This window comes from Vibrio sp. S/42/10 (assembly GCF_029890535.1).
Classification (GTDB): Bacteria; Pseudomonadota; Gammaproteobacteria; order Enterobacterales; family Vibrionaceae; genus Vibrio; species Vibrio cyclitrophicus.
This window is the reverse complement of the sequence record NZ_JAKMZC010000004.1, coordinates 232,061-246,072: the sequence shown is the minus strand read 5'-3', so window position 1 is coordinate 246,072 and position 14,012 is coordinate 232,061. Positions and strand designations below refer to the sequence as shown.

The 14,012-nt window shown below is 43.6% G+C and carries 10 protein-coding genes; 3 read left to right on the top strand and 7 right to left on the bottom strand.

Features of this window, described 5'->3' with window-relative positions:
• The first annotated feature begins 24 nt into the window (after positions 1-24).
• Positions 25-3,102 carry an error-prone DNA polymerase gene (locus tag L8S15_RS06900; RefSeq protein WP_280572208.1) on the top strand — a complete coding sequence of 1,026 codons (3,078 nt, stop codon included), beginning with the start codon at positions 25-27 and terminating at the stop codon, positions 3,100-3,102.
• A gap of 342 nt (positions 3,103-3,444) precedes the next feature.
• Here L8S15_RS06900 and L8S15_RS06895 read toward each other — a convergent pair whose 3' ends face one another.
• Both L8S15_RS06895 and L8S15_RS06890 read right to left on the bottom strand, forming a co-directional pair.
• Complete coding sequence (locus L8S15_RS06895) at positions 3,445-4,386, bottom strand: chemotaxis protein CheV (protein WP_010437325.1); 942 nt, start codon at positions 4,384-4,386, stop codon at positions 3,445-3,447.
• 169 nt (positions 4,387-4,555) lie between these two features.
• The gene (locus L8S15_RS06890) at positions 4,556-5,773 is read right to left on the bottom strand and encodes an ROK family protein (RefSeq protein WP_010437323.1); all 1,218 of its coding nucleotides are present in this window, start codon (positions 5,771-5,773) and stop codon (positions 4,556-4,558) included.
• Between the two features lie 319 nt (positions 5,774-6,092).
• Here L8S15_RS06890 and pyk point away from each other — a divergent pair, with 319 nt between their 5' ends.
• On the top strand, positions 6,093-7,541 hold the full coding sequence (pyk, locus tag L8S15_RS06885; protein WP_010437321.1) for a pyruvate kinase: 1,449 nt from the start codon (positions 6,093-6,095) through the stop codon (positions 7,539-7,541).
• Positions 7,542-7,675: 134 nt separating this feature from the next.
• Here the strand turns inward: pyk and L8S15_RS06880 are convergent, their stop codons facing one another.
• Positions 7,676-8,887 carry a DUF6363 domain-containing protein gene (locus tag L8S15_RS06880; RefSeq protein ID WP_010437319.1) on the bottom strand — a complete coding sequence of 404 codons (1,212 nt, stop codon included), beginning with the start codon at positions 8,885-8,887 and terminating at the stop codon, positions 7,676-7,678.
• Positions 8,888-9,164: 277 nt separating this feature from the next.
• Between L8S15_RS06880 and L8S15_RS06875 the strand changes: the two genes are divergently transcribed.
• Entirely contained in the window at positions 9,165-9,758 is a 594-nt protein-coding gene (locus L8S15_RS06875) for a hypothetical protein (RefSeq protein WP_016791518.1), read from the top strand.
• A 73-nt stretch (positions 9,759-9,831) separates the two neighbouring features.
• On the opposite strand, the gene L8S15_RS06870 is transcribed toward L8S15_RS06875, so the two are convergent.
• The 4 genes from L8S15_RS06870 to L8S15_RS06855 all read right to left on the bottom strand — a co-directional run bounded on the left by L8S15_RS06870 (position 9,832) and on the right by L8S15_RS06855 (position 14,012).
• Positions 9,832-10,236: a hypothetical protein gene (locus tag L8S15_RS06870; RefSeq protein ID WP_010437311.1), complete on the bottom strand. Its 405-nt coding sequence runs from the start codon at positions 10,234-10,236 to the stop codon at positions 9,832-9,834.
• A gap of 177 nt (positions 10,237-10,413) precedes the next feature.
• Positions 10,414-11,844, bottom strand: coding sequence for a PTS glucose transporter subunit IIBC (gene ptsG / locus L8S15_RS06865; RefSeq protein WP_010437309.1), 1,431 nt, complete (start codon positions 11,842-11,844; stop codon positions 10,414-10,416).
• 444 nt (positions 11,845-12,288) lie between these two features.
• Positions 12,289-13,056, bottom strand: coding sequence for a YchF/TatD family DNA exonuclease (locus tag L8S15_RS06860; protein WP_010437305.1), 768 nt, complete (start codon positions 13,054-13,056; stop codon positions 12,289-12,291).
• A complete protein-coding gene (locus L8S15_RS06855; protein ID WP_280572197.1) occupies positions 13,047-14,012 on the bottom strand; it encodes a DNA polymerase III subunit delta' in 966 nt (321 codons plus the stop codon). Before L8S15_RS06855 ends, L8S15_RS06860 begins: the two co-directional genes overlap by 10 nt.

Below are 14,012 nucleotides of genomic sequence, written 5' to 3'. Positions count from 1 at the left end.
GCAATGGTTAAGTGAGATTACGTTATGTCTCAGCAATACTCAGAGCTATTTTGCCAAAGTAATTACTCCTTCCTTGAAGGAGCTTCACACGCAGAGGAGCTTGTTTTACAGGCCGACTTCTTACGTTACAAAGCGCTCGCAGTTACTGATGAGTGCTCGCTGGCGGGCATCGTTAAGGTTCACTCAGCAATCAAGCAACATAAACTGTCGCTCAAACAAATTGTCGGGAGCATGTTTTGGTTAAATGAAGAGTGCCAAGTGATCTTGATATGCCCAAACAGAGAAGCCTATGCCGAGCTGTGTCGTATTATTACCAATGCGAGACGTCGTAGCAGTAAAGGACATTATCAACTCTCTGAGTGGGATATCATGTCGGCTAAGCACTGCTTTATTGTTTGGCTCCCTCAACAGAAAAATGAAGATGCACACTGGGGGCAATGGCTTTCTCAGCATCATTCAGGCCGGCTTTGGATCGGCTTACAACGACACCTAAAGCAAACCGATCAGCAGTACATCGACTATTGCGTCGAGATGTCACACCATCATCAACTGCCGATAACCGCTTGTGGTGGCGTGCTGATGCACAATGCTAACCGCTTACCCTTACAGCACTCACTCACTGCGATAAAATACCAAAAACCTATTACCGAAGTGGGCAGTCACTTACTCGCTAATGCCGAGCGCTGTTTACGAAGTATTAATAAGCTCTCTCATATATTCAAAGTTGAGTGGCTAGAAGAGAGCAACCGAATCTCAGAGCTGTGCGAGTTTGAGTTAGACAGCTTGCGCTACGAATACCCAAGCGAGCTGATTCCTCAAGGTGAGACACCCATGAGTTATCTACGCATGTTAGTCGAAAAAGGAAAACGAGCTCGCTTCCCGCAAGGCGTGCCTAACGACATTCAACAAATCATAGAGAAAGAACTGGGGCTGATTGACGAGCTTGACTACCCTTTCTTTTTTCTCACGATCCACGACATCGTCATGTTTGCCAAAAGCCAAGGGATTCTTTACCAAGGTCGAGGTTCAGCGGCCAATTCCGTGATCTGTTACTGCTTAGAAATCACCTCTGTCGACCCAAGACAGATCTCAGTATTATTTGAACGCTTCATCAGTAAAGAACGTGATGAGCCGCCGGATATTGATGTCGATTTTGAGCATGAGCGCCGTGAAGAAGTCATCCAATACATCTACAAAAAATACGGTAGAGAACGCGCAGCACTTGCCGCAACTGTCATTTCATATCGCTTCAAAAGTGCAGTAAGAGATGTCGGCAAAGCTTTAGGGCTACAAGAAACTCAGCTGGATTACTTCATAAAGAATACCAACCGCAGAGACAAAAGCTTAGGTTGGCAGGCTCAATTAACTCAATTGGGGCTGCAACCGGACTCTTTGAAAGGTCAGCAATTTATCCATTTAGTTAATGAGATCATCGGCTTTCCACGTCATTTATCTCAGCACGTTGGTGGCTTTGTGATCTCTTCTGGGCCTTTGTACGAATTGGTTCCCGTCGAGAATGCAGCTATGCACGATCGAACCATCATTCAATGGGATAAAGATGATCTTGAAACCTTAGGGCTGCTTAAAGTCGATGTACTCGCGCTTGGTATGCTTTCTGCGATTCGTAAGTGCTTCGACCTGATCAAACGCATTCACGGGCGATCACTCACCATCGCAGAGATCACTCGCCTCAAGGACGATCCTCAGGTTTATGGCATGATTCAACGAGCAGACACGGTCGGTATATTCCAAATTGAGTCACGCGCGCAAATGAGCATGCTGCCAAGGCTCAAACCAAGGACTTATTATGACTTGGTGATTCAAATCGCTATCGTACGCCCTGGGCCTATTCAAGGCGATATGGTTCACCCATTCTTAAAGCGTCGAGATGGTATTGAGCCAATCAGCTATCCATCTAAGGATGTTAAATCGGTACTGTCGCGCACCTTAGGTGTGCCGATATTCCAAGAACAAGTGATTAAGCTCGCGATGGTGGCAGCAGGGTTTACAGGTGGAGAAGCGGATCAACTCAGACGCGCCATGGCGGCTTGGAAGAAAAATGGTAACGTCTTTAAGTTCAAAAACAAGCTCATCGAGGGCATGCAAAATCGCGGTTATGAGACAGAGTTTGCTGAGCAGATATTTAAACAAATATGTGGTTTTGGTGAATACGGCTTTCCAGAAAGCCATTCCGCCTCATTTGCCGTTTTAGCCTATTGCTCAGCTTGGTTGAAATGTTACTACCCAGAATGTTTCTACGCGTCTTTGCTCAATAGCCAACCCATGGGCTTTTATAGCCCTTCACAGTTGGTACAAGACGCACAACGACACAATGTGGCGATTCTTCCAGTATGTGTGAACACCTCACAAGACAACCACATAGTCGTTGAACATCAGAATGGTTTAGCGATTCGCTTAGGGCTACGACAAATCAAAGGGTTCAGCGAGCATGGAATCCAAAGCGTGCTCGCCAATCGCCCACATTTCGGTTATCGCCATCCGAGCCAAGTGAAACAGTTGTCGATGAATAAGAGGGACATAGAGTTACTCGCGTCAGCTAATGCGTTACACAATGTTTCTGGTGACCGTTTTCAGACACGCTGGGCAATGATGGATTCAGCATCTGACTTACCGTTATTTAGTCAAGTTCACGACGACATAAAACACTCACTTCATCAACCCAGTGAAATGCAAAATTTATTAGAGGATTTCAGTAGTGTCGGGATTTCGCTAAATAAGCACCCTATCACCTTACTAGAAGAAACGAATCGATTAGGCCGCTTCACACATATGAAAGACTTAAAACAACAAAGACATAAATCCATGGTCACGGTTGTTGGTTTAGTCACTGGTAAGCAGTCACCCGGCACCGCAGCCGGTGTCACCTTTGTCACATTAGAAGATAACACGGGCAATATTAACGTTGTGGTATGGGGAGCCACCGCACGCGCACAGCAACAAGCTTATCTGACAGCGAAGGCTTTAAAGGTGCAAGGGGTCTTAGAGAAGGAAGGCGAAGTCGTGCATGTGATTGCGGGAAAGCTCATCGATATTACCGATGAAATTACTGGCTTGAACACCAAATCACGAGATTTTCATTAGTTGTGAATTATCAGCAACGGTAAAAATAGCCATGCCATCAAAGACCAACGAAAGAGACGTAAAAAACAGAAAAGGGAGCCTTCAGCCTCCCTTCAATAAAAATTGTTGAGCTATCACTCAACGTCAGCTTCCGTACGTCTTTTCTTAAATTCCCTATATAGTAATAAACTCAAAGTCATTACAACTTTAGAAGTTAACCATATCATTAAGAGAAACTGCCTTAGGTTGTGTGTGAAAAGTTACGCTAATCGTTGAGCATATTTCGTTACGATAAATATGCTTCATCAATGTTAACAAACGTTTTCTATAAGATCATTAAAAATAACCGTACAGCAGGTTTAATTATAATAACTGACGCATTCTCTCTTGAGTCACTTCAACTAAGAGGTCAGGTTGAAATTTAGAAATGAAGCGGTTACACCCTACTTTTTCAACCATAGCTTCATTAAAACTTCCGCTTAATGAGGTATTTAGTGTGATAAATAGATCATGCATTCTAGGGTCAGTACGTACTTCATGAGTCAGCTTATAGCCATCCATTTCCGGCATTTCGGCATCAGTGATCATCAGCAGGATTTCTTGATTAATGTCTTTACCTTCATCACACCATCCTTTAAGTAAGGTTAGCGCTTCTAAGCCATCACAGCACTCGATAATGTTCAAACCCAGTTGTGACAAGGTACCTTTAATCTGATTACGAGCGGTTGAAGAATCATCAACGATAAGCACGTTACGCCCAACCATTTCATTGGCTAGCTGCTCGTCTAAAACACCTTCAGAGATAGAAACGTCGTAATCAATGATCTCGGCCAACACTTTCTCAACATCGATTATCTCAACAATTTTATGCTGATCTTCTTCTTGAATATGTGTGATAGCTGTAAGGTAATTTGCACGACCCGCCGTCTTCGGTGGTGGCTGAATTTCAGTCCAGGTCGTATTCACAATATTACGGACTTGCCCAACCAAGAAACCTTGTACCGTTCGGTTGTATTCCGTAATGATCAAGTTACTTTCTTGAGACTCAGCACGTGATGGAGGAAAGCCAATCGCACTGCGCAAATCAATAACAGGAACAGATTCGCCACGCAAAGAGGCAACCCCTGTAATGTGATGGTGAGAGCCCGGTAAGCGAGTGAGTACTGGTACTTTTAAGACTTCTTTTACTTTAAATACGTTAATCGCGAATAATTGACGACTATTTAAGCTGAATAATAAGAGTTCCAGACGGTTTTCACCAACTAGCTTGGTTCTCTGATCAACCGAATTTAAAACGCCAGACATACAACACCTTAGGGACAAATAATAACTGTGGCTACAATAGCCTACTTCAATAGGTTAAAGCAAAGCGCCAATGCACAGAATGCTTAAACTAAGTACAACAAATAATGTTATACAAAGCTTAAGTACATGGAAAGGTTTCAGGTAAAGCTAAAAGACGGGTAAAAAGAAGTTAGCCTTCAATCACTTTCATTAATAATTGACCATCATATAAGGCCTGCTTGATAAGCGCGGCACCTGGCATGGTCGCCTGCTTATAGAATCGAGACTCCACTAACTCTAAGTCTTGATGGTAAACCGACAAGCTCTGCTCTTCGATACACTTTTGGATCGCAGGATACAACACGCTCTTTGCCTGATTGATAACGCCACCAACCAAGACTTTCTCTGGATTGAAAAGATTAATCACAATCGCTATCGCAGCACCTAAGTAACGACCTAACTGTTCGATCACTTCTACTGCAAGAGGATCTCCATCGGCAGCGGCAGCACAAATCTGTTCAATAGTTACATCTTCAAACACTGTCAGTGTCGATGCTTCACCATTCGCCAATCGTTCTTTTACTTGATCACGGATCGCCTGGGAACTCGCGACCGTTTCTAAGCAGCCTCGGTTACCGCAGTGACAAAGTTTGCCCTGCTTATCGATCTGGATATGCCCAAGTTCACCAATATTACCATGTCGACCTTGCAACACTCGACCGTCGAGAATGATCCCGGCACCTACACCGTGGTGAATTGAGATAAGAACAGAATTATCGTTATCTTGTGAGTGACCAAACAGCTTCTCTGCTAATGCCCAAGCTCGGGTATCATTGGCGATAAAGACAGGTAGCCCCGTTTCTTTGTAGATCTCAGGACCCAACGCTAAATTTTTAACGTTGTAGTGCGGCATTTGCAACACAATACCTTGCTCAGAATTGACCAAACCTGGCAATGTGATTGCAATACTCGTCACCCTGTCGAGTTGTTCAGCATAAGTTTGGAAAAACTCATCAATCTCATGCAGAAGACGTGCAAGTACATCATCTTGATCACGTTCATGAATATCAATTTTAGTATCGATAAGCACGTCGCCACCCAACTCATGAAGTGCGATGGTCAAATATCCACGACCAAGACGCATTGACAAAAATTGCCAACCCTCGTTATTGGTTTGCAAACCGACAGCAGGACGCCCACGAGTCGTGGCTTCTTGAACCGTGGTTTCGTGAATGAGGTGAGCTTCAATGAGTTCACGGGTAATTTTAGTAATACTCGCCGGAGCCAACTCACTTTGCTTGGACAGATCGATACGAGAAATAGGACCTCTAAGGTCAATTAGTTTATATACACGACCAGCATTGACCTGTTTGATATGATCAATATGGCCCGGTTGAGCCATGTACATTTTACGCTCCAGAAATCATCAACAGGTTAATTTTTTTACTTTGCGAAGTAATTGTGAAGTCACTTGGTATATCGCCGTGACCAGTATCACGTATATACATGAATCTTTGTGTATCTAGTCAAATAGTTTGAGAAAAATTAACACCCATATCGATAAATTGAGACTTAATTTTCAGAATGAAACATCGCATTTTTGCTCTGAATTCAATAATTGGAGACAAATAAAGAAATATCTCCCTAGCTCCCAATAAATTATCAATTAATGCATATACTTAATTCAGTCTTTTGAAAGATTACTTGGCCTCACTCTAGGAGTATTCATGACAGCCGAATTAAGAAAAACGAAAATCGTCACAACGCTAGGCCCCTCTACTGATAAAGGTAACGTGCTTGAAGAAATCATCAAAGCAGGTGCCAATGTCGTCCGTATGAATTTCTCGCACGGCACTAGCGAAGACCATATACAACGCGCAGAAAACGTCAGAGCGATAGCAAAAAGACTCGGCACTCAAATCGCTATTCTCGGTGACTTACAAGGTCCCAAGATTCGTGTGTCGACATTCAAAGATAACAAAATACAACTTACCGTCGGTGACCAATTTACGCTCGACAGCAGCCTAGGTTTAGGTGAAGGCGATCAACAAGCCGTCGGTCTTGATTACAAAGAGCTCCCTAACGATGTATCCGCTAACGACATTCTGTTACTCGACGATGGTCGTGTTCAATTAAAAGTCACCAAGGTGGAAGGCTGTCGCGTTCACACAGAAGTCATCATCGGTGGTCCTCTTTCCAATAACAAAGGCATTAACAAAAAAGGGGGGGGGCTTTCCGCAGAAGCGCTGACAGAAAAAGACAAGCGCGATATCGTCACTGCAGCTCAAATCAAAGTCGATTATTTGGCCGTTTCTTTTCCTCGCAACGGTGAAGACATGCATTACGCTCGCCAGCTTGCACGGGAAGCTGGCTTAGAAGCTCACCTTGTCGCAAAAGTAGAGCGAGCAGAAACAGTAGCAACAGTTGAGAACATGGATGACATCATATTAGCCTCAGATGTGGTCATGGTGGCCCGTGGTGACCTCGGAGTGGAAATTGGTGACCCTGAGTTGGTAGGAGTACAAAAACAGCTTATACGTCGTGCTAGAGCGCTTAACAGAACCGTAATCACCGCAACGCAAATGATGGAGTCGATGATCTCCGCGCCAATGCCAACCCGCGCAGAGGTGATGGATGTAGCCAATGCCGTACTTGATGGCACCGATGCTGTCATGCTTTCGGGGGAAACAGCGGCGGGCGATTACCCAGTAGAAACCGTGAAATCAATGGCAGAAGTCTGTATTGGCGCAGAGAAAATGGCGGGCATTAATAACCAATCTAATTACCGTATTGACCGCACCTTTGTTACCGCCGAAGAAACCGTTTCGATGGCGACCATCTACTCAGCAAACCATATGGAAGGCATTAAAGGCGTAGTCACTCTCACCGAGTCAGGGCGAACTGCACTGATGATGTCTCGCCTGAGTGCCGACATGCCTATCTATGCCCTGTCTCGTAACGAAGGAACGCTTAATCGTTGTACTTTATACCGAGGCGTGACGCCTATTTACTTTGAAACAGAGGCCAAAGACAGCTTTGATATTGCACTATCAACATTAGATTGCCTGAAAGAAGAAGGATACCTTAAATTTGGCGACCTCGTGATCGTCACCCAAGGCGATATTATGGATGTGGCGGGGTCAACCAACTGTATGAGAATCCTACCGGTCACATAAGTCTAATCACTAGAGTCTAGAATCCTAGGTTTAGGCATAAAATTAAGAAAACAAAAAAGGGTTATCGAACCAAGTTCAATAACCCTTTTTCACTTCAAAATATTGTCGGTCTAACTACTTATTACCTGCGAGCATTATTTATCAACAACGCTGGTGGCAAGCTGTGACATGTGTGAACTACGAGCGTTCTCTGTTGACGTATAAGTTTCGACAAATCGGTAACCCGCCTCTAAACCCAATTCGTAGTCATGTAGCAAATCTTCTTTGTCACTCATTAATGAACTCGATTTAAGCGGCTGACTAGGTGCTATCTGGACCACAAACGCATCATCGGGTGGTGAGTTAAGAAAGTTTTGAGTTAGCGAGTAAGTTTGATAATGAACCATCAACATATCAGCTAAGCCTGAATCAAACTTATCACCAATCAAATGGCTTAAACGATAGATATCATCAGCACCAAACAACCATCGACCGCCATTTAAAAGATCCAAATGTACCCTGTCGCGCTTTTGCTCTTTTGAACTCAAAATTTGTTGTTGAAAGAACGAGCTCCAATCGGTTTTCCATTGGTCTACTTTTTGTTGCCAATGACCTTGAACATTATTCAACGAACCACGAAACCACTCAAGTTCTTCTACAGAGGCTCTGTTGCTCTTCGCTAAAATTGGCTTATTGTGATCCTGAATGGGTAAGTCAACATTCGACTCAAAGGTAGGTTCGGTTCTAATGACAACAATAGATCGAGCCTGACGGCGCCAAGCTTCTTGCACAGGAATAGCAGCCGAAACACCACCGTCTACGTATGTTCCATTACCAATCAGTATTTCATCATTGTATAAACGAGGGATGGCGCACGTTGCAATCATCACTTTATACCAATCTTCACCCAGCAAAGGGAAGTAATGGTCTTGAAGGTCTTTCGAGTCGGTTACCGCAGCAAAGAGTTGTCGAGCGCCCAGGGTTTGTCGCCCCAAATCAAGATCGAGCTTATATGGGTAAGCCATGATCTGCTCCAACGCCCACTCTAACCCTAAGTTCTTACGATGTCTTATGTAAGAAAACAGATTAAAGAATTCTGGTGCTGTGGTGAGATCGAGAACAAAAGAACGGCCTAGGCCTTTATCACGGCACAGATAGGCACATAAATTTAAAGCACCTGCGGAAGTACCAAAAAATTCATCAAAGGGGTCAAAATTAGAAAGAAGAAAGGCATCCAGCACTCCAGAAGTAAAAATACTTCTCTGTCCGCCACCTTGAGCGACCAGTGCTGTTTTTCCAGCAATAAACTTAGCGTAATAATCCAAGTCTATTGCTGTATCAATATTGGTTATGAGCCCACTATTCATTAATACCCTGAGTATGAAAACCCAGCCTCACGATAAATGGTATTAACTACCAATCGCAATAAAACCAAATGAAAGAATGATTGTGTAAATTAACACCGTTATTTGTAGGGCATTTTTCAGATTATGGTCCATAGACACCTCTGGCTTATTATTAATTTGTTGAGTCACTATTTAAGTACTATCAGGTGTGTGAAGTATCTTCAAGAATCGTCGAAATTAGTCGCACAATATTGATGTAACCATCACAATTAGTAAGTGTATGGATAAGGATATACTCATGAATAACAACGTAAATATGATGGCATTAATTGCGTTTTTCTCCGTGTCGGGCGTATATGCGTCTCCAGAGATCATCATTACTCCCATGGTAGGTTATACCGGTGGTGGCAGTGTCGAAGACCAGGATGGTAAAACCTTTGACATGGAAGGCTCAGAAAACTTCACCTTCGCAATAGAAACCCCATTAGAAAAAGGACGTATCGGTTTTTTCTATTCCAACCAAAGCTCTGAGTTAGAATCGCTGGATCTTAGCTCCTCAATCCAATACTTGCACTTTCAAAGCAGTATCTACTACCCTGCATCGCCTATGTTATCTGGCTACCTAGGGCTAGGTCTCGGGGCATCATACGTTGATGTGGATTGGGCGAAGGACAAGTATGGATTCTCAACCTCAATCTTTGGCGGCTTGGAATACAAGTTTAGCGACCGCTTAGCGCTGAACACCCAGGTGCGTTGGCTAGGTACGGTTGTCGATAACGACACATCTGGTGTGTGTAACATCCCTAGTACGGGTCAAGAGTGTATTATCCGCTTTGATACTGATTGGATGAACCAATTCCAAGCCAATGTCGGACTCAGTTTTACGTTCTAATTACGGTAGCTGATAAAACGAAAAAGCCAGCTCGATGCTGGCCTTTTCATTCTAAAAACGGTGTAAGTTCATTTTAGAACTTATAAGTCACACCCAGTGCACCACCGACTTGTAACTCAACACCTTTATACATGTCGAGTTCAGGATGAACTTGTGCGTACGCATTCCAACCTTCGTAGAAATTCACTTTCACGCCTAAAGGTACTCGCAAACCAAAGTCATCATTCCATTCAGCCCACGCACCTGCACCGACATACCAGCTCAACGGAGCTTCCGTCTCAAACTGACCACGCTTCCAAATGTAGTCAAATGCAGCGCCGTCATTGCCAATAGTTGCGCGATACTTCTGATCAAACTCCACAACGACACTTAGGTCTTGGTCAATAGCGAGACCAACTTCTAAATCTGGAGCTTCAGAAGCATGGGCAAACGAGACCCCGCTGCAACACATAAGGCCGATCAAGTAACGATGTTTCATAATATTCTCAGACTGTTTTAAAAAACGATAGGTTACATGAATCACAAACAGTGGTGTCATCGTAAAGTTAAAGATAGCAGATTGAGCTCACAGAGATTAAACGTATCAAGATCTTTCATAGAGCAAAAAACCAAAAAGGAGGCCTAAAGGCCTCCTTTCAATTTATTGAATCAGTGATTAACCGTTGTTACGGATCCACTCATCCATGTCTGTCTTAAGGTTGTCAGACTTAGTACCGAAGATAGCTTGTACGCCACCAGCTACTACGACTACACCAGCAGCACCTAGTTTCTTCAGTTTGTCTTGGTCAACAATAGCTGTATCAGCAACTGCAACACGTAGACGAGTAATACAAGCGTCAAGACCAGTGATGTTAGCTTTACCGCCAAATGCAGCAACTAGCTCACCAGCAAGTTCAGAACCAGTAGCAACTGACTCTTCTTCAGTTTCGTCTTCACGGCCTGGAGTTTTAAGGTCAAGAGCTTTAATCACAGTGCGGAATACGATGTAGTAAATCGCAGCGTAACCAATACCACATACAACCATTAGACCCATCTTAGACGCATTGCCAGATAGAACTAGGAAGTCGATTAGACCGTGAGAGAAAGATGTACCGTGTACAAAACCTAGAGTGTTCGCAAGAACGTAAGCAGAACCAGCTAGTAGAGCGTGGATTGCGTACAGTACAGGAGCAACGAATAGGAATGAGAATTCGATTGGTTCAGTGATACCCGTTAGGAATGAAGTCAACGCAGCAGAAGCCATGATGCCCATTACTTTAGCGCGGTTTTCAGGTTTAGCCGAATGTGCAATTGCGATTGCAGCAGCAGGTAGACCGAACATCTTGAACATGTAACCACCAGCTAGCTGACCGAAGCCATTGCCCGCAGCACGAGATGCGTCATCAGCAACTAGGTAACAAGTAAGAACACCGTTTTGAGTTTCACCAGCTGCGTTTACACAAGTACCAGCTTCGAAGAAGAAAGGTACGTTCCAAACGTGGTGAAGACCAAATGGAATCAGAGAACGCTCAACGATACCATAAATACCAAACGCCACTTGTGGGTTTTGGTGAGCTGCCCAATCAGAGAACGCAGAGATAGCGCCGCCAACTGGTGGCCAAACTACAGAAAGTAGGATTGCTAGACCAATCGCAGAGAAACCTGTGATGATTGGCACAGCACGCTTACCAGCGAAGAAGCCCAGGTATTCTGGTAGTTGAATACGGAAGAAACGGTTGAATGCCCAAGCAGCAACACCACCGACTAGGATACCACCTAGTACACCAGTATCGATTTTATCAACGCCCATTACACCGGCCATTACGCCTAGTGTAGCAGTCATGATGCCGTAACCAACGATAGCAGCTAGACCCGCTACACCATCGTTGTTAGTAAAGCCAAGTGCCACACCTACTGCGAACAGTAGTGCCATTTGACCGAATACTGAACCACCAGCTTGTTCCATTAAGTTTGAAACAATTTCTGGAATGAAAGGAAGGTCTGCTGCACCGACACCTAGCAAAATACCCGCAACTGGTAAAACTGATACTGGTAGCATCAGAGACTTACCAACTTTCTGCAGGCTAGCAAAAAGGTTCTTAAACATGTTTATGCTCCTGATAAAGATAAAATAATTATATGGGTTCTAACGGCACACCCCCGTAGCCTTTATGTTAGCACCCTGCGAAAATGTAACCATGTATTGCATTATATTTTCTGCCGCTAAATATATATTGATGGGGAACTAACTTTCTAGTCACTTACGAAATTTAGTTTCAAAACACGTCTTGGATCACATGTCAAATCTAGAAATGCAATCCTTTACAAGAGCCTAATACATTGAAAAATAAATATATTTTTTGAAGGTCTTATTATTTTACTGAGTGAATAAAATAGGAGTGAATGTTATTTTTAGTAACAAAATTACAAATGTTATAAATAGCCCTCTCAAGTTCAACATAATTCGTAAACATTAAAAAAAAACGCACTTTTGGTGATCAAAAACACAAAAAGGGAGCTTTCGCTCCCTTTTATTTACTTACGTAGTTTTTTATCGCAAAAAAAGTTTTTGGTAATTTCTGGTCGTTTGTTCAGCAACCTCTTTCATCGATAAACCTTTCAATTGCGCGATATATGCGGCAACTTCTACTACATATGCAGGCTGATTCTGTTTGCCACGATATGGAATTGGTGCCAAGTATGGAGAATCAGTCTCAATCAATAGCCTATCGAGAGGCAGATTCTTGACAACCTCCTTCAGTTCTGTGGCCTGTTTAAAGGTAACAATTCCTGAAATTGATATATAAAAACCTAACTCCATCGCTGCTTCAGCGAACGATTGATCTTCAGTGAAGCAGTGAATAACACCGCCACACTTTTCAGCACCGCCATCACGTAAAATAGCCAACGTGTCTTCACGAGCGTTACGAGTGTGAATGATTAATGGCTTATTAAGCTCTACAGCGAGCTCTACATGTTGCTTAAATCGTAGTTGCTGTAGCTCTGCAGTCTCAGGCTGATAGTGATAATCAAGGCCAGTTTCACCAATCGCCACAACCTTTGGATTACTCGCATACTCGCGCATTCTTTCTAAACAGAAATCGCTTTCTACATCGAGAGGATGAACACCACAAGAGGCTTTCACGTTATCAAACGGTGCGATCATATCGAGCATATTTTCGAACGAATCTAGTGTCACACCAACAGAAAGCAGCTGCTCAACGTTTGCTGCTTTTGCCTTGTTAACGACATCTTCTACACTAGTGTGTAAATCTTGGTAATCTAGCTTGTCTAAATGACAATGGGAATCTACGAACATGTTTCCTCGCAAGTGGCAATTAGCCAATTCATTATGAGTAGCTCCGTATTGAGCCCAGGGTGTTGTTTTAACTGCTCAATCAATGTCAGCAGTTTATTCGAGGCGGCATAAGCACTTTGGTAAGACATCACCTCAAACAGTGCTTTCGCACCTGGTGTAATAGCTTTATTGGTCAAGCCGAAATGCAGCTTCTGTACATCGGAGAGTAAATGCCATAACCAACCAAGTTGAATCAAAGGGTCTTTACCAAGCTCTGTAGAGAATTTGAACATGTCAGGTTGAGTACCTTTGATAACATTCACAAAGCCATCTAGCGCTTTAGTTGAAGTATCAACACCACCTTGTTCAAACATCACCTTTGCTTTTAAAGGCGCGTTGTCATTCAGTGTTAGAACATACGGTGGAACGGCTTTACCCACTTCATTATCTAACCATGCAGAACCAACGTCTAATTGAGGACTCACCACATTAAATTGCTGGCAACGACTTAGGATAGTTGGCATCAAGCGATGGCTGTTACGCGTAGAAAGAATGAAAATACACTTGCTTGATGGCTCTTCCAGCGTTTTTAAAAGCGCATTCGATGCAGATTCGTTCATTGCTTCAGCAGGCTCAAGCAAGATGACACGTACACCCCCTAGCTGTGAAGACTGTTGGGCCCAGCGGTTACTCGCACGCACTTGGTCAACCGTGATCGACTTACCTTCCTTTTCAGGTGAGAGTACATGGAAGTCAGGATGGCTTCCCGACTTCATTAACTCACAGCTATGACAAAAGCCACAAGACTCACTTTCATAATTAGTACACATTAATGACGCAGTAAGTTGGCCAATCAGCGCATCAACGCCAAGCCCTTCCGGCGCATTAACAATAACAGAATTGGGAAAGCGCTCTGCATCGAGACTTTTTTTCCACTCACTCCATACGGGAGCAAGCCAAGAATACACTTCAGCCAT

Coding starts and splice junctions, on each gene's coding strand:
- L8S15_RS06900 (WP_280572208.1), top strand. CDS start 25: ATGTCTCAGCAATACTCAGAGCTATTTTGCCAAAGTAATTACTCCTTC.
- L8S15_RS06895 (WP_010437325.1), bottom strand. CDS start 4,386: ATGTCTGGCGTTTTAAATTCGGTTGATCAGAGAACCAAGCTAGTTGGT.
- L8S15_RS06890 (WP_010437323.1), bottom strand. CDS start 5,773: ATGTACATGGCTCAACCGGGCCATATTGATCATATCAAACAGGTCAAT.
- pyk (WP_010437321.1), top strand. CDS start 6,093: ATGACAGCCGAATTAAGAAAAACGAAAATCGTCACAACGCTAGGCCCC.
- L8S15_RS06880 (WP_010437319.1), bottom strand. CDS start 8,887: ATGAATAGTGGGCTCATAACCAATATTGATACAGCAATAGACTTGGAT.
- L8S15_RS06875 (WP_016791518.1), top strand. CDS start 9,165: ATGAATAACAACGTAAATATGATGGCATTAATTGCGTTTTTCTCCGTG.
- L8S15_RS06870 (WP_010437311.1), bottom strand. CDS start 10,236: ATGAAACATCGTTACTTGATCGGCCTTATGTGTTGCAGCGGGGTCTCG.
- ptsG (WP_010437309.1), bottom strand. CDS start 11,844: ATGTTTAAGAACCTTTTTGCTAGCCTGCAGAAAGTTGGTAAGTCTCTG.
- L8S15_RS06860 (WP_010437305.1), bottom strand. CDS start 13,056: ATGTTCGTAGATTCCCATTGTCATTTAGACAAGCTAGATTACCAAGAT.
- L8S15_RS06855 (WP_280572197.1), bottom strand. CDS start 14,012: ATGGCTGAAGTGTATTCTTGGCTTGCTCCCGTATGGAGTGAGTGGAAA.